Consider the following 16,066-nt stretch of genomic DNA (forward strand, 5'->3'; position numbering starts at 1 on the left):
TCACATTCCGATCGAGGCGAAGAAGATCGCGAACAGGCCGTCGAGCACGATCACCAGGAAGATCGACTTGACCACCGACGTCGTGGTCTGTCGTCCCAGCGATTCGGCGCTGCCCTTCACGCGCAAGCCCTCGCTGCAGGCGACTACCCCGATCACCAGCGCCATGAACGGCGCCTTCAGGATGCCCACCTCGAAATGGGTGACCGAGATCGCCTCGTGCAGCCGCGCGATGTAGATCGCCGGCGCCATACCGCCGTAGAACTGCGCGACCAGGCCGCCACCATAGAGTGCGGCAATCGATCCGATGAAGGCAAGGATCGGCAGCGCAATCACCAGGGCCGCAACCCGCGGCAGAATCAGGACGTGGACGGGATCGAGGCCCATGGTCGAGAGCGCATCGATCTCCTCGCGCATCTTCATCGAGCCGAGCTCGGCGGTGTAGGCGCTTCCCGAACGGCCGGCGACCATGATGGCGACGATCAACACGCCGAGCTCGCGCAGCACCAGGATGCCGACCATGTCGACGGTGTAGGACTCCGCGCCGAACCTGCGGAAATGGAAGAATCCCTGCTGGGCGATGATGGCGCCGATCAGGAAGGTGATCAGCACGACGATGGGGATGGCCTGCCAGCCGATGCGGTAGAGCTGATAGATCAGCGATGTCAGCCGCAGCGAGCGCGGCCGGCGCAGCACGCCGATCACGGCCATGAACAACGCGCCCAGCATTTGGAGAAAGATCGTGATGTCTTCGCGCGCGCCGACCGTGGACTTGCCGAGATCGTTCAGTCTGAGCAGAACCGGGTTGGGTGCGGGCGCCGGCAGCGGCGTGTGGCGGTTGACCTGACGCACCTCCTCCATCAGGCCGCTGAAATGGTCGGCGACACCGATAAACTCGGCCGCTTGACCGGATGATGAAGCCCTGCGCGAAAGCTTTTCCAGGACCCAGGCGCCGAGCGTGTCAAGCGCGCTGACGCCCGACATGTCCAGCGTCACGGCTCTGGATCGATCGACATCCGCCCCGACCGACCGGGACAACGTCTCCAGCAGCGACACGTTCGCGGCAATCCACGGCCCTTCTGGGCACAATTTCAGCTCTTCGCCCGAGGGCCTCGCCAGCAACAGCGGTTCGGAGTTCACGCTTCCACCTCATCGGGACAACCGGGTCCCGTTCAGCCGGCAGTTCTAGGCCAGCATGGGGCGGCCGGCTTGACCTGTCTCAAGGCCAGCTGTAGCGGCGCGCTCAGAGCTTCAGCCTGACATCGCAGATATCCGGCTCGGTCGGATCCGGCTTCACATCGAAGCCGAGCTGGCGACACATCTCCAGCATGGTGGTGTTCTCCCTGAGAACATCACCCGAGATCGCCTTGAGGCCTTCCGATCTCGCGTAGTCGATGATCAGCTGCATCAGGGCCCATCCCAGACCTTTGCCCTTGAGATCGGACCGCAGCAGGATCGCATATTCGCCGCTCTCGTAGATCGAGTCCGAATGGAGTCGGACAACGCCGACCATCTCGCCGGTCGCCTCGTCGAATGCGATAAATGCCATCGCGCGCGCATAGTCGAGCTGGGTCAGGCGCGCGATGAACTCGTGAGTGAACTCCTTCATCGGCGCGAAGAAACGCAGACGAAGATCGTGCGCCGTGACATGACGCAGGAATGCGTGGATGGTCGGCTCGTCCTCCGGACGCAGGGGCCGCGCGAAGATCCGCCAGCCCTCCTTGAGCTTGAGGCGGCGCTCCCATTGCGACGGATAGGCCCGAACCGCGAAGTTGGCGGCGCCGGAGCCGGCAAACTTCCGTTGCGGCGGCCCGACCGCGACGCGGGCATCGACCGCGGTCACGCCGGTTTCATCCGCCAGCAGCGGATTGATGTCGAATTCGCGGATCTCGGGAATGTCGGCGGCCATCTGCGCCAGCTTGACCAGGACCATGGCGACGGCGTCGGGCTTCACCGCCGGCACGTCCCGGTAAGCGCGAAGCAGCCGGGACGCGCGCGTGCGGTCGATCAGGTCGCGGGCCAGTTGCAGATCGAGCGGCGGAAGCGCAAGCGCCTTGTCGTTGATGATCTCGACCGCGGTCCCGCCGCGGCCGAACACAACGACCGTGCCGAAGGTCGGATCGTCGGCGAGGCCCAGAATCAACTCGCGCGCCTTAGCCTTCACCACCATCGCCTGCACGATGACGCCCTCGATGCGAGCTTCGGGACGCAGCTTTCTCGCCCGAGCGATAATGTCGGTGGCAGCGGTGCGCACCGCCTCAGGCATGGTGAGATTGAGCACGACGCCGCCGACATCGGATTTGTGGACGATGTCGCGCGACATGATTTTCAGCACGACGGTGGCGCCTTGCGCGAAGATTTCTTCCGCGTAGGCCACCGCCTGCTCGACATCGGCCGCCGTGTATGTGGGCACCATCGCGATATCGTAGGCTTCGAGCAGGTGCTTGATCTCGACGGGTTCGAGCCATTGGCGGCCGTCTGCGATGGCAGCAGCTACGATCTGTCTTGCGGCACGTGCGTCCGGCACGAACGTGTCGGGCATTGCGGGTGGGACCTGGCTCAGTTCCTCCACGACTTCGCGGTGCCTCACGAGGTACATGAAGCCGCGCACGGCGTCATCCTCGGTCGGATAGTTCGGGATGCCGGCGCCGGACAGTGTTTCGATGATGTTCTGGTCTGCTCCGATCCACGAGGCGAGCACGGGCTTGGCCCAACTGCGGTGCTTCTCGCGATATGCCTTGACTCGTTCGGTCACCATCGTTGCGATATCGGCAGCCGAGGCGATCGCGGTCTGCACGTTGAGGACGAGGACCGCATCGTTGTCGGGATCGGCAAGCAACACCTCGAGCGCCGCCGCATAGCGCGACGCATCGGCGTCGCCCACGATGTCGACGGGATTTGCGCCGGACCAGGTCGGCGGCAGCACCTCGTCGAGTTTCTTGCGCGCGTCCGCCGAGATGGTCGCCGGAATGCCGCCGAGCTCGACCAATCGGTCAATAGCGAGAACACCGATGCCGCCGCCATTGGTCAGGATGGCGAGGCGCTTTCCCGCCGGCGACTCGACGCGGCCGAGCGTCTCGGCGCAATCGAACAGCTCGCGCAGATCAGAGACCCGCAGGACACCCGCGCGGCGGAACGCCGCGTCGTAGACGGCGTCGGCGCCCGCAAGCGCACCGGTATGGGTGGCAGCCGCCCTCGCGCCCTGCGCCATTCGCCCGGACTTCACCACGACGACGGGCTTCACGCGCGCCGCAGCGCGCGCGGCCGACATGAACTTGCGCGCGTCCTTGATAGCTTCGATGTAGAGCAGAATCGCGCGGGTCTTGTGATCCATCGCGAAATGGTCGAGCAGATCGGCAAGATCGACGTCGATTTGATCGCCGATCGAGACGATGCCGGAGAAGCCGACGCCGCGCTGCGCGGCCCAATCGACCATGCCGGCCGCGATCGCCCCCGATTGCGAGATCAGCGCGAGATTCCCGGGCCCCGGCATGTGCGCGGCAAAACTCGCGTTGAGGCTCACGCCGGGCATCATAATGCCCAAGCAGTTCGGCCCGATCAGCCGCATGCCGTATTTGCGGGCCGCAGTGACGGCGGCCTCGTGCAGGGACCCCGGTCCGTGGCCGAGCCCGGCCGAGACGATCAGGGCACCCGCCGAGCCGCGCCGCCCGGCTTGATCGACAATGCCGGGAACCGCGCACGCCGGCGCGGTGATGATCACAAGCTCGGGCAAGAACGGCAATTGATCGAGGCTGTCCACGGCCGCGACGCCGCCGATCTCGGCATGGCGCGGATTGACGAGGCCGAACTGTCCCGTGAATCCGGCCTTACGGATGTTCTCCAGAACGGCGCGTCCAACGGAGACCGGGCGGGCGCTCGCACCGACGAGCGCAACCGAACGCGGCGACAGCAGGTTCTTCAGACGATAGATTGACATGAAAGCAAATGCGCCCGGTCGGTGGCGGTTCCGATGGTTGACGATCAGGCCGATAAACTGGCGATCCGCCTAGTACGAGAGCATAACCCAGCACGGTGGTTCGCCAATGACGGTCTTTGTCACACCGCCCCAAACGATCTCGTTCAGGCGCGAATGATGGTAGGCGCCCATCACGATCGCATCGATGGCATGGGAATTCGCCCAGCTTCCGAGCACCTTGCCAATCGAGCTGCCGTTACCCTTCGCGGTTTCGAACGAGGCGTAGACCCCGTGTTCCCTCAAATGATCGACGAGAGCCGTCCCGGGTTGCACGATCGCGTCGGACTTGTCGTCCGCCACGGTTACCACGCGGACTAGGGCTGCTGCCTGAAGGATAGGCAGCGCGTCGCCGACCGCACGTGCCGCACGCGCGGAGTGGTCCCAGGCAATCATGACGTTCTCGAATTCCGGGCGCAGCTCGTCCACATGCTGCTCCGGGCAGAGCAGCACTGGCCGTCCGGATTCGAACAGCAGCGTCTCGATGATGTGCTCGGTTCGGCTGTCGTGTGGCGTCACGGGGAGCAGCGTGAGATCGCTGAAGCGTCCGTGCTCGGCCAGGACTGACGCGATCTGGTCTGCCGGCACCTTGGCCGATCGGCTTTGAGCGCGAATGCCGGTGCGGGAGGTTGCACGGGTGAACGCATCCAGGAGATGCTGCGTGTCGCCCGCCCCAAGCGGCCCGTTTGCCTCGGCCGCATCGGAATTATCGGGGAGCATCACCTTCGGCCGCACGAAGACATCCTCCTCGAGTGCAAGCGCGGTGATCCTGGCGCCGAGGTCGGTGGCAACGGCCACGCATTTCTCGATCGCAGCAAGGGCCGGGCCGCGTGGCTGGCCGACGAGCGGCAGAAAGACGTCCTTGATCGGCATCGGGATTCTCCTCAGGCGCCAGAATAGGCTGGCTTTGGTCGGGACGCTTGATCCTCGTCAAGCCCGGGAACTTCGACCGGCCGGAAGGAGACAGGCGTTGACTGAAGTCAAGGACTGGCCGCGATCTGCTTCTATGGATTACCCTGATCGCGGGGCGAACAGCCTTCCGACGCATCTGGACGTACCAGCTGGAATGACAGACGATTCTGCGACCCAGGACCGGATCTTTGCGGCGCTCACCGATTCCGTAGGTCATCCGAACGTGAGGCGGATCGATACGCACGCAGCTTCGGTCTTTCTTGAAGGCAGACGCGCTCTGAAGATCAAGCGCGCCGTGCAGTTTCCATTCCTCGATTACTCCACGCTCGAGAAGCGCAAGGCGGCGTGTGAGGAGGAGATCAGGATCAACCGGCCGCTGGCGCCGCAGATCTATCACCGCGTTGTGGCGATCACGGAAGAGCCCGATGGATCGGTGAAGGTGGACGGAAGCGGCCGGCCGATCGAGTATGCGGTCGACATGTTGCGCTTCGACGAAAGCCGGACGCTGGATCATCTGGCCAAGGCCGGAGCGCTGGATGACACTTTTGCCTCGGCTGTCGCCGACGCGATCGCGGCTTCGCATGCGCAGGCTGTTCGCGCCGACGGCAACGCATGGGTTTCCTCCATCCCCGGCCTGATCGATGGCAACAGCAATGGCCTGCGGACCGGCAATCATTTCGAAACCGAAGAGATCGCAGAACTCGGCAGAGACTCGCACGCAATGTTCCTCCGCCTCCGGCCTTTGGTCGAAGAGCGCGGCCGTCAAGGCTTCGTGCGCCGGTGCCATGGGGACCTGCATCTTGCGAACATCGTGTCGATCGACGAGCGGCCGGTGCTGTTCGACGCGATCGAGTTCGACGCCCGGATGGCAACCACCGACGTGGTCTACGATCTCGCATTCGGATTGATGGACCTGTTGCACCACGATCAGCCACGCGCGGCCAATATCGTGCTGAACCGCTATCTCGCCGCGACTTCAGTCGAAAATCTCGACGCGCTCTCCGCACTGCCGCTGTTCATGTCCATCCGGGCGGCGATCCGCGCCCAGGTCGCGCTGGCACGGCTGAAGCCGCCGCATTCCGGTGATCCCAGCATTCTCGACGGTGCACGGCGCTATTTTGGCCTCGCCCGCGCCCTGATCCAGCCGCCCGCTCCCCGACTGATTGCAATCGGCGGATTGTCAGGCACCGGAAAGACGATTTTGGCACGCGCGCTCGCGCCCGACGTTACGCCGCAGCCGGGCGCCGTCGTGCTGCGCAGCGACCTTGTCCGCAAGCAGATGTTAGGGGTCGAGGAAACGGACCGCCTGCCGGCATCCGCATACACACCGGAGGTCACGGCCCGCGTTTACGAGATATTGGCTCAGCGCGCGGGGCGGGTGCTGGCGCAAGGCCATTCAGCGATCATCGACGGCGTGTTCGCCCGTGAGGACGAACGAGACGCGGTTGCCGCACTGGCGCGCGAGCGTAACGTGCCACTGAGCGGCCTGTTTCTGGTTGCAGACCTCGCGATCCGGCAGGCGCGGATCGGAGGCCGCCGGGGCGACGCATCCGACGCCACGCAAGAGGTTGCCGCGCTGCAAGAGCACTATAATATCGGCCATGTCGGTTGGGCGACCATCGATGCATCCGGGACGCAAGAGCAGGCGCTCCAGAACTGCCGGGACGCGATCGCCGAGAGCAAGTAAGGCAATCTGCAAATGGCGCGACCCAGCACGAGTTCGACGGCCGCGCGCGTCAAGCCTGCGGCGAGGCGCAATGCCCTGCCCGGCCGCCTCAGCCCCGGCATGGTCTGCGACACGGCGTTCCGGATCATCGCCCGCCGTCACCTCGCCGCCGTTCGCGCCCAGCATGACGGCACCTGCCGCGGCGATCCCGAGGCACTGCACCAGATCCGGATTGCACTGACGCATCTGCGCACCGCCATCCGCTTCTTCTCGCCGATGGTCGACGACGCCCTTCGGCCGGAGGTCTGGACCGAACTGAAATGGCTGAACAGCCAGCTCGGCATGGTGCGGGACCTCGACGTGGCGATCGAGCGGGTCATCGCCGAAAGTGGCGGCGAGTTGACCGTGATTGCCGAGCTCCAGCACTGGGACGAGAAGCGCGCCGAGAGCCATCGCCAGTTGGCGCGCGCGCTGCAATCCGCGCGGTATCGCCATCTCGTCGCGCAGACGTCAGCCTGGATCGAGAGCGGCCCCTGGTCGACCCGGCGCAGCAAGGAAGCTATCAGGCTACGCCGCTGCACGCTCGCCGACCACGCAACAGCGAAACTCACGGAATGGGAAAAGACGCTGCTCAAGAAAGCGCGAAAATTGCGCGAGCTCGACGTCGAGAAACGGCACAAGCTGCGGCTTCTCAACAAGCGGCTGACCTATTCGATCGAGTCGCTCGAGGACCTGTTCGCAGACGAGTCGCTGACAAAGCAACAGTCGATCCTCAAGCAATTGCGCAAGGCGCAAAAGTCCCTCGGGCGATTGAATGACGATGCGCGAGGGCAAACCTTGGCGGCGTCATTGAACGAGGCCGTCCCCGAGGCTGGCATTCGCTTCCTCAACCGCAAGCGCGAAAAGAAACTGTTGCGGACCGCCTCGCGCGCCTACCGGAAACTCGACAAGGCCAAGCCGTTCCGCTCCGCCGATCTTGCGCCGGATGCGGAGCCTGAGGACTAGGTGATCTCGCCAAGGCGAACCTAAAAACGACGAGCTGGGCCAGCCGTCGGTTCAGCGCGGAATGACGGCGGTGGCTTCGATTTCGACGCGCGCCGCCTTCTCGACGAGCCGGACGACCTGAACCAGCGCCATCGCCGGGTAGTGCGCGCCGAAGATGGCGCGGTAGGCCTTGCCGAGCTCTTTCAGGTTCGTCAGGTACTCGTCCATGTCGACGACGTACCAGGTCAGGCGCACCAGATGCTCGGGCTGCGCGCCGGCCTCCGCGAGGATCGCCGCGATGTTGCCTAGGGTTTGGCGCACTTGCGCGACAAAACCCTCCGCGAGACGCTCCTCGTCATCCCAGCCGATGACGCCGCCAGTGACGACGATGCGTCCCTCGGCGGCCATGCCGTTGGCATAGCCTTTCGGTACCGGCCAACCGGACGGCTGGAGCACCTGCGCCCTGGAGCGGGTTTTATCCTCGGCTGTTGTCGGCAGCACCGCGAGGTGCGGGCCTTTCGGCGTGGTCACTGACAATTTTCTATCCTTCTATTCCGCCGCGACGCCGGAGGACGGCACCGCGGTCTGCGCCAGTTGCCGCAGGGCAAAGCGCTTTAGTTTGCCGGTCTCGGTCTTCGGTAGCTGCGTCACGAACTCGATCGCGCGCGGATATTTGTATGGCGCGATCTCGCGTTTGACATGCTCCTGCAACGCAGCCACGAGCTCGGCATCCGGCGTTACGCCCGGCGCGGCAACGACATAGGCCTTCACGATCATGCCGCGCGCCTCGTCTGGCGCGCCGACGACCCCGCATTCGACGACCGAGGGATGCGTGAGCAGCGCCGCCTCGACGTCCGTGCCTGCGATGTTGTAGCCGGCCGACACGATCATGTCGTCCGAGCGCGACTGATACCAGAAATAGCCGTCGCTATCCATCAGATAGGTGTCGCCCGTGATGTTCCAGCCGTTCTGGACGTATTTGCGTTGCCGCTCGTCGGCGAGATAGCGGCATCCGGTCGGCCCGCGGACCGCGAGCCGTCCCATCGTGCCCGGCGGCAAATCATTGCCGGAATCGTCGACGATCTTCGCTTCATACCCCGGCACCGGCTTGCCCGTCGCACCGGGGCGGATCTCGTCCTCGGTCGCGCTGATGAAGATGTGCAGCAGCTCGGTCGAGCCGATGCCGTCCATCAGCTTGATCCCGGTCGCCTTCAGCCAGGCATCGAATGTCGGCTTGGGCAGCGTCTCGCCGGCGGACACGCATTTGCGAAGCGAGGAAATATCGCGGCCCGGAAGCTTGCCAATCATCGCCCGGTACGCGGTCGGCGCGGTGAAGCAGACCGTGGTCTTGTACTGCTCGATCGCATTCAGAATGTCGTCGGGCGCCGTCTTCTCCAGAACGACAAAGGAGGCGCCGATGTGCATCGGAAACAGCACGCCGCCGAAGCCGAACGTGAAGGCGAGCGGTGCCGAGCCGACGAAGCGATCCTTCTGCTCCGCCCGCAGGATGTTGCGCGCATAACCATCGCAGACCGCCAGCATGTCACGGTGGAAATGCAAGGTGCCCTTGGGATCGCCGGTCGTGCCCGACGTGAACGCGATCAGGCAGACGTCGTCGGATGCAGTATCGACGGCTTTGAACTCCGGACTTGCATCCCCCATCAGCGCCTCGAGCGAGTCGCCGCTGCCGTTGCCCCAATAGACCACGCGCTTGAGGCCGGGGGCTGCGGCTTTCGCCTTCTCCATTTCGTCGGCGAGCTTGCCATCGCAGAGCGCGAGTGTGATCTCCGCCTTCTGGATAGGATAGGACAGCTCCTTGGCGCGCAAGAGCGGCATCGTCGCCACCACAATGCCTCCGGCCTTGATCACCGCCAGATAGGTCGCGACCATCATCGGATTGTTGGCCGAGCGAAGCAGCACGCGCCCGCCGGTGACGAGACCAAGCTTGCCGACCAGCACATTGGCGATGCGGTTCACGAGCGTTTGCAGCTCACGATAGGTGTAGCTGACGGCGGGGCTGATCACGCAGGCAGCGTCGCCATGTCCCTGCTCGACCCAGCGGTCCAGGAAATAGCTGACGCAGTTCAGGCGGGGCGGATATTGCAGTTCCGGTCGTGTGAAGATGAATTCCGGCCAGAGCTCGCGTGGCGGAAGATGCTGCCGCGCGAACGCATCGACATGGGCTGTCGCGGCATTGTCGTCATGCGAACCCGAGATTTGAACCTTGGCGGCGTTGGCCATCGCACGCTCCTTTCAGCATGGAAAGCACCCGGCAGCACTCACTCGGAAACATTTTAGGCTTAAAGCAATTTCGCGCAATAGCGGATTTTGGGCATCCCGTGCTTTTTCCGGCGGCAAACGGGATTGGTGGGTGCCTCAGCCGCGGACCTACGCCCGGCGGCGAGCGGCCGATTTCTGCGCCGATGCCTTGGTCTTGGCGAGCAGCCGCATCAATTCGCGCACATCCTTCGGCGTCAGATCGGCGAAGAGATCGGCGATCCAGGTTTCGTGTTCCGTGGCCATTCTGCGAAACTCGGCGCGACCGAGTTTAGTCAGCCGGATCACCTGGACGCGGCGGTCCGTCTCCGACGTGCGGCGGTCGAGATGACCGGATTCCACGAGGCGCTCGACCAGACCGGTGACGTTGCCGTTCGAGACCATCATGCGCTTGGAGACGTCGGACAGCGTCATGCCGTCGGGTGCCTTGTCGAGCTGCGCCATCAGGTCGAAACGGGGCAATGTGACGTCGAAGCGCTGCCGCAACCGGCCACGAACCTCGCCCTCGATCAGGGTCGTGCAGGTCAAGAGGCGTAGCCACAGCCGAAGCTCTTCGGCGTGATCCTCCGGAGTTTCGACGGCCTTGGTCTCGGAATCGAGCATGTTGATGCAGTCACTCACGGCCGGCATTGGCGCCCGGCACGGATCCCCCACGTTTTGAGCTTCAAATAAATCGACGCCGGCTGCAAGCGTAAAGCCGCAACAATCGACCGCATGCCGATTTCTTTAGGCTTCAAATAATTGGCGCGCCGCTTGCATGCACCGCTGCCCGCCGGATGACGACGCTTTGAGCTCGCTTGCCGCGGCAGCAATCATCGGCATAAACTTGGATTGGAGTAGCGGCTTGCAGCGCAAGTCCTGTTGTCACGGGGGACAGATCATGAAGACGCAAATGACGTTGGCCGCAGCCGCCTTGCTGCTTGGCACCGCGGTGAGCCCTTCCCTCGCCGAGGAGAAAATCAAGCTGGGGGTGATCGTGACCCTGTCGGGACCCGCCGCTGCACTCGGCCAACAGGTTCGCGACGGCTTTGCGCTCGGGGTCAAGGATCTCGGCGGCAAGATGGGCGGCCGCGAAGTCGAGGTCGTCGTGGTCGACGACGAATTGAAGCCGGACGCAGCGGTCACCAAGGTCAAGGGGCTTCTGGAGCGCGACAAGGTCGACTTCGTGGTCGGCCCGATCTTCTCCAACATCCTTCAGGCGATCCACCGGCCGGTGACGGAATCGAAAACCTTCCTGATCAGCCCCAATGCCGGCCCATCCACTTTTGCCGGCAAGGATTGCAACCCGTTCTTCTATGTGACCTCGTATCAGAACGATCAGGTGCACGAAATCCTCGGCAAGGTCGCGCAGGATCGCGGCTACAAGCGCATGTATCTGATGGTGCCGAATTATCAGGCCGGCAAGGACTCGGTCGCCGGCTTCAAGCTCGACTACAAGGGTGAGATCGTCGAGGAATCCTACATGCCGCTCAACACGCTGGACTTCCAGCCGGAGCTTTCCAAGATTTCATCGCAAAAGCCGGATGCGCTCTTCACGTTCATGCCCGGCGGCCTCGGGGTCAATCTCGTCAAGCAATACAAGCAGGCCGGCCTCGCCGACAGCATTCCGGTGCTCTCCGCTTTCACCGTGGATGAATCGACCTTGCCGGCGCAACAGGACGCGGCGGTCGGCATGTTCGGCGGCGCGAACTGGGCGCCCAATCTCGACAATCCCCAGAACAAGAAGTTCGTCGCCGCCTACGAGGCCGCCTTTAACGGCGTGCCCGGCACCTACGCCTTCCAGGCGTATGATGCCGCGATGCTGATCGACAGCGCCGTCAAAGCCGTGAAGGGCGATCTCTCCAACAAGGATGCGGTCGCGGCCGCTCTGAAAAAGGCCGACTTCACCTCGCTGCGCGGCGCCTTCAAGTTCAACACCAATGGTTATCCGATCCAGGATTTCTACCTGACCAAGGTCGCCAAGCGCGCGGACGGCAAGTTCCAGACCGAGATCGTTCAGAAAGTCTTTGAGAATTACGGCGACCGCTACGCCAAGGACTGCAAGGCGGCGAACTAAGCCGCACGGCGCGTTGAGGGAGGATCACAATGAAGAGCGAAATCACCGGCATTACACGGGCCAATGAGGGAATCCAGGGCATCTCCTGGAACATCCTCGGCCAGACCTATGTGCCGAAGAGCAACACGGAGCACAGCTTCTCCTGGCATGCGACGCTGCCGCCGGGCACGTTCGTGCCGCCGCATATCCATCCCGACCAGGATGAATATCTCTATATGCTGGAGGGCAAGCTCGATTTCATGCTCGGCAATTCCGAGTCGCAGGCGACCGCGGGCGACCTAATCCGGCTCGGCATGGGTGTGCCGCACGGCATCTTCAACAAATCGGAGCAGACCGCGAAGGTGCTGTTCTGGGTGTCACCGACCCGCAAGCTGTTCGACCTGTTCTGGGGCCTCCACAACATGAAGGAACAGAAGCCCGAGGACGTGGTGGCGATGGCCGCCGAGTTCAACATCCACTTCCTGCCGCCACCTCCCGGCGGCTAGCAGGGCATCTTAAGCCCGCACCGCCGCAAGTCCCGGCACTGCGGCGAAGCCAGCCTTGGTGGCATAGCCGCGCACGATCGCCTCGCGCTGGGAATAGCTCAGCACGTTGTCGACATTGTCGAAACCATCAGGCGCGAGCTGCTCGACGGCGTCGATGACGCCCTCGGGACCGCCACGCCTGTTGGAGCGGACGATGTCCGCGGTCATGGGCAGGCGCTTCTTCTCGTATTCAAGCAATGCCTGGCGCGGATGCTCGGCGCGCACCAGCGCGTCAGCGAGACAGCGCGCATCGAGGATCGCCTGCGAGGCGCCATTGGAGCCGACCGGATACATCGGATGCGCGGCATCGCCGAGCAGCGTGACTCTGCCCGATGACCAATAGGGCAACGGATCGCGGTCGCAGGTCGGGTATTCGTAGAACTCGGGCGTGGCCGAAATCAGGCTCTTCACGTCGACGTAGGGCACCGAAAAGCGCGCCACATGCGGCACCAGCTCCTCGCGCCGGCCCGGCCGCGACCAGTCCTCCTTTCGTGGCGGCGGTGCATTGCCCTCGCCGACCTTCACCAGCACCGCCCAGTTGGTGAGACGGCTCGCCGGGCTCGATCCCTCCGCGATTGGATAGATCACAACCTTAGCGTTGAGCCCGCCGGCCACGATCATCGATTTGCCGGTGAGGAACAGTGGCCAATCCCGCGCACCGCGCCACAGCATCAGGCCGTTCCAGCATGGCGGCCCCTCGCTCGGGAAGAGCGTGTCACGGACCCGCGAATGGATGCCGTCGGCACCAATTAGAATGTCGCCGCGCGCGGTATGGATGTGCGCGCCTGAGCGGTCGAAGAAGTAAGCGGTGACGCCGCTCTCGTCCTGCGTGAAGGCACCGAGGCGGCAGCCAGTGTGGATGGCCTCCGGCCCGAGCCGCTCCTCGACAGCCCGATGGATGACGCCCTGAAGTCGACCGCGGTGGATCGAGAATTGCGGCACGTCATGGCCGGCGTCGATGCCGCGAGCCTCGCGCCAGACTTCCTGGCCGTGACGGTTGAGGTAATAGAGCTGGTCGGTGCGGATCGCGACATCGTCAAGCTGCTGGAGCAAACCGAGGCCTGCCAGCTCGCGCATGGCATGCGGCAGCGTGTTGATGCCGACGCCAAGCTCGCGGATGGTGTCGGACTGCTCGAAAATCTCGCAAGCGAGGCCCCGCGAGCGCAGCATCAATGCGGTGGTGAGACCACCGATACCGCCACCGACGATAATCGCCTTCATCGCCCTCACTCCACTCGGTACACACCAGGCAACGCGGCCAAATTCGCACGGGCGGTCACTCCGCCGCAAGCGGCTTTGTCGCCTCCGCCTTGAGCTCGGCCCGGGTCTTAGGCTTAGCCTTAATTCTCAGCTCCTCGAGATCCTGCCGGTCGCGCACGCTGTTGCGGAAAATCTGATCTTTTCCGGGAAGATATTGCGGCGGGCAGAACGCGTCGTCCGCCCCGTACCAAGCCGCCGCCCGCATGGTGAAGAAGGGATCGACTAGATGCGGCCGCCCGAGCGCAACGAGGTCCGCCCGGCCCGCAGCCAGGATGGTGTTGGCCTGGTCCGCCGTCGTGATATTGCCGACGCACATCGTGGCCACGCGCGCCTCATTGCGGACCTGGTCGGAGAACGGGGTCTGGAACATGCGGCCATAGATCGGCTGCGCATCGCGCACGGTCTGCCCGGTCGAGACGTCGACGAGATCGACGCCGGCCTCGGCAAAGGCGCGCGCGATCGCCACCGCGTCGTCGCCACCGATGCCACCCTCGGCCCAATCGGTCGCGGAAATGCGCACCGACATCGGCTTGTGCGACGGCCACGCGGCCCGCAGCGCCTCGAAGATTTCGAGCGGGAAGCGCAGGCGATTGGCCAGCGAGCCGCCATACTCATCCGTGCGGGTGTTCGTCAGCGGCGAGATGAAGCTCGCAAGCAGATAGCCGTGGGCGCTGTGCAATTCCAGCATGTCGAAGCCGCAGCGTTCGCCGCGCTCGGCCGACGCTACGAAAGCATCTCTCACTACGTTCATGCCGGCCCGGTCGAGCTCGCGCGGAACCTGACTGTCGGGGAAATAGGGCAGCGGCGACGCCGAGAACACCTCCCAGCCGCCCTCCTCAAGCGGACGATCCATGCCGTCCCACATCAGCCTGGTCGCACCCTTGCGCCCGGCGTGCCCCAATTGCAGGCAGATTTTTGCGGCTGAATTGGCATGGACGAAGTCCACGATGCGCCGCCAGGACGCCTCCTGCTCGTCATTCCACAGTCCTGCGCAGCCCGGCGTGATGCGGGCGTCGCGGGCAACGCAGGTCATCTCGGTGAAAATCAGGCCGGCGCCGCCGATCGCGCGCGATCCGTAATGCACCAGGTGGAAATCGGTCGGCATGCCCTCCTTCGCCGAATACATGCACATCGGCGACACCACGGCGCGATTGACGATCTCCATCTCGCGCAGCCGGAATGGCTGGAACAGCGGCACCATCGGCTTCTCGGTGTCGACGTCGAAACCGCTGTCACGAACACGCTTAGCAAACGACTTATCGACTTCAGCCACGAAGTCGGGGGCGCGGAGTTTCAGATTGTCATAGGTGATCGCCTTCGAGCGAGTCATCACGCCGAAGGCGAACTGCACCGGATCGAAATCCCAGAAGCGGTCGACATGCTCGAACCAAACCAGCGAGACGTCGGCGGCGTGCTGCGTCTTCTCGACCTCCTCGCGGCGACCGTGCTCATAGACGTCCAGCGCCGCCTTGATGCTGGGCGCCTTGTCCATCGCCTCGGCCAGCGCGATCGCGTCTTCCATTGCGAGTTTGGTGCCTGAGCCAATCGAGAAATGCGCGCTCGCCTTGGCGTCGCCGAGCAGAACCATGTTGTCCTTGACCCAGCGCTTGCTGCGGATCATCGGAAAGTTGCGCCACGTCGAGCGGTTGGTGAGCAATTGGTGCCCATCGAGGAACCAGCCGAAGATCTCCGCCATTCGCGTAGCCGACTGGGTCTCGTTCAGCCCCGTCAGCCCCGCGCGTTCGAACGTCTCCGGATCGGTCTCGAAAATCCAGGTCGAGTGGCCGGCTTCATATTGATAGGCATGGGCGATGAACGGCCCCCACTCCGTCTCCTGGAAGATGAAGGTGAAGGCATCCAGCGGCCTGGTCGAGCCCATCCAGGCGAACTTGTTGGCACGGAGGTCGATTTCCGGCGCGAAATGATCGACGTATTTGTCGCGGAAGCGGCTGTTGATGCCGTCAGCGACCAGGATGAGATCGGCGTCGGCGAAGCGGGATTCATCCTCGACGTCCACTTCGAAATTCAGGACGACACCCAGTTCGCGCGCGCGCGCCTGCAGGATCAGGAGCAGCTTCTGCCGCGAGCAGCCACAAAAGCCGTTGCCGCCGACCCGATGGACCGTTCCGCGGAAGTGCACGGCGATGTCATCCCAGTAGGCGAACTCCTGGGTGATGCGGCGGTAGCTCGGAAGGTCGTGCTTCTCGAAATTATCGAGCGTGGCGTCCGAGAACACCACGCCGAAGCCGAAGGTGTCGTCGGCGCGGTTGCGCTCGTATACCGCGATCTCGGCGCTCGGTCGCTGCTTCTTGAGCAGGATTGCAGCGTAGAGACCCGCAGGTCCGCCACCGATGATCGCGACTTTCATGGGAGCCTCGCCAATTCAACCCGCCGAAACTATTTTAAGCCTAAACTAA

General features: G+C 63.9%; 12 protein-coding genes. 4 read left to right on the forward strand and 8 right to left on the reverse strand.

All coding sequences use genetic code 11. The features are described from left to right. From AC0L23_RS29430 to AC0L23_RS29440, 3 genes are all read right to left on the reverse strand, one after another. Window positions 1-1,137, reverse strand: coding sequence for an ABC transporter permease (locus AC0L23_RS29430; protein WP_473357635.1), 1,137 nt, complete (start codon window positions 1,135-1,137; stop codon window positions 1-3). 103 nt (window positions 1,138-1,240) lie between these two features. Continuing rightward, window positions 1,241-3,934, reverse strand: a complete 2,694-nt coding sequence (locus tag AC0L23_RS29435) for a bifunctional acetate--CoA ligase family protein/GNAT family N-acetyltransferase (protein WP_473357636.1) — start codon at window positions 3,932-3,934, stop codon at window positions 1,241-1,243. Between the two features lie 69 nt (window positions 3,935-4,003). Next, the gene (locus AC0L23_RS29440; RefSeq protein WP_473357637.1) at window positions 4,004-4,843 is read right to left on the reverse strand and encodes a universal stress protein; all 840 of its coding nucleotides are present in this window, start codon (window positions 4,841-4,843) and stop codon (window positions 4,004-4,006) included. Window positions 4,844-5,036: 193 nt separating this feature from the next. On the opposite strand from AC0L23_RS29440, the gene AC0L23_RS29445 reads away from it, so the two are divergent. Together AC0L23_RS29445 and AC0L23_RS29450 are read left to right on the forward strand one after the other, a co-directional pair. Continuing rightward, entirely contained in the window at window positions 5,037-6,569 is a 1,533-nt protein-coding gene (locus AC0L23_RS29445) for a bifunctional aminoglycoside phosphotransferase/ATP-binding protein (RefSeq protein ID WP_473357638.1), read from the forward strand. A gap of 12 nt (window positions 6,570-6,581) precedes the next feature. Beyond that, a complete protein-coding gene (locus AC0L23_RS29450) occupies window positions 6,582-7,553 on the forward strand; it encodes a CHAD domain-containing protein (protein ID WP_473357639.1) in 972 nt (323 codons plus the stop codon). 51 nt (window positions 7,554-7,604) lie between these two features. Here AC0L23_RS29450 and AC0L23_RS29455 read toward each other — a convergent pair whose 3' ends face one another. The 3 genes from AC0L23_RS29455 to AC0L23_RS29465 form a co-directional block, all read right to left on the reverse strand. Further along, the gene (locus AC0L23_RS29455) at window positions 7,605-8,063 is read right to left on the reverse strand and encodes a RidA family protein (protein ID WP_371827135.1); all 459 of its coding nucleotides are present in this window, start codon (window positions 8,061-8,063) and stop codon (window positions 7,605-7,607) included. Between the two features lie 18 nt (window positions 8,064-8,081). Beyond that, a complete protein-coding gene (locus tag AC0L23_RS29460; RefSeq protein WP_473357640.1) occupies window positions 8,082-9,773 on the reverse strand; it encodes a benzoate-CoA ligase family protein in 1,692 nt (563 codons plus the stop codon). A gap of 147 nt (window positions 9,774-9,920) precedes the next feature. Continuing rightward, on the reverse strand, window positions 9,921-10,439 hold the full coding sequence (locus AC0L23_RS29465; protein WP_377791776.1) for a MarR family winged helix-turn-helix transcriptional regulator: 519 nt from the start codon (window positions 10,437-10,439) through the stop codon (window positions 9,921-9,923). 250 nt (window positions 10,440-10,689) lie between these two features. Between AC0L23_RS29465 and AC0L23_RS29470 the strand changes: the two genes are divergently transcribed. Continuing rightward, on the forward strand, window positions 10,690-11,865 hold the full coding sequence (locus AC0L23_RS29470; RefSeq protein ID WP_473357641.1) for an ABC transporter substrate-binding protein: 1,176 nt from the start codon (window positions 10,690-10,692) through the stop codon (window positions 11,863-11,865). 29 nt (window positions 11,866-11,894) lie between these two features. Then, window positions 11,895-12,350, forward strand: coding sequence for a cupin domain-containing protein (locus AC0L23_RS29475; RefSeq protein WP_007601580.1), 456 nt, complete (start codon window positions 11,895-11,897; stop codon window positions 12,348-12,350). A gap of 9 nt (window positions 12,351-12,359) precedes the next feature. Here AC0L23_RS29475 and AC0L23_RS29480 read toward each other — a convergent pair whose 3' ends face one another. Then, complete coding sequence (locus AC0L23_RS29480; RefSeq protein ID WP_473357642.1) at window positions 12,360-13,610, reverse strand: flavin-dependent oxidoreductase; 1,251 nt, start codon at window positions 13,608-13,610, stop codon at window positions 12,360-12,362. A gap of 55 nt (window positions 13,611-13,665) precedes the next feature. Then, entirely contained in the window at window positions 13,666-16,017 is a 2,352-nt protein-coding gene (locus AC0L23_RS29485; RefSeq protein ID WP_473357643.1) for a bifunctional salicylyl-CoA 5-hydroxylase/oxidoreductase, read from the reverse strand. Window positions 16,018-16,066 lie beyond the last annotated feature (49 nt).

This window comes from Bradyrhizobium sp. MI1.4 (assembly GCF_055811315.1).

Coding starts and splice junctions, on each gene's coding strand:
- AC0L23_RS29435 (WP_473357636.1), bottom strand. CDS start 3,934: ATGTCAATCTATCGTCTGAAGAACCTGCTGTCGCCGCGTTCGGTTGCG.
- AC0L23_RS29440 (WP_473357637.1), bottom strand. CDS start 4,843: ATGCCGATCAAGGACGTCTTTCTGCCGCTCGTCGGCCAGCCACGCGGC.
- AC0L23_RS29445 (WP_473357638.1), top strand. CDS start 5,037: ATGACAGACGATTCTGCGACCCAGGACCGGATCTTTGCGGCGCTCACC.
- AC0L23_RS29450 (WP_473357639.1), top strand. CDS start 6,582: ATGGCGCGACCCAGCACGAGTTCGACGGCCGCGCGCGTCAAGCCTGCG.
- AC0L23_RS29460 (WP_473357640.1), bottom strand. CDS start 9,773: ATGGCCAACGCCGCCAAGGTTCAAATCTCGGGTTCGCATGACGACAAT.
- AC0L23_RS29465 (WP_377791776.1), bottom strand. CDS start 10,439: ATGCCGGCCGTGAGTGACTGCATCAACATGCTCGATTCCGAGACCAAG.
- AC0L23_RS29470 (WP_473357641.1), top strand. CDS start 10,690: ATGAAGACGCAAATGACGTTGGCCGCAGCCGCCTTGCTGCTTGGCACC.
- AC0L23_RS29475 (WP_007601580.1), top strand. CDS start 11,895: ATGAAGAGCGAAATCACCGGCATTACACGGGCCAATGAGGGAATCCAG.
- AC0L23_RS29480 (WP_473357642.1), bottom strand. CDS start 13,610: ATGAAGGCGATTATCGTCGGTGGCGGTATCGGTGGTCTCACCACCGCA.
- AC0L23_RS29485 (WP_473357643.1), bottom strand. CDS start 16,017: ATGAAAGTCGCGATCATCGGTGGCGGACCTGCGGGTCTCTACGCTGCA.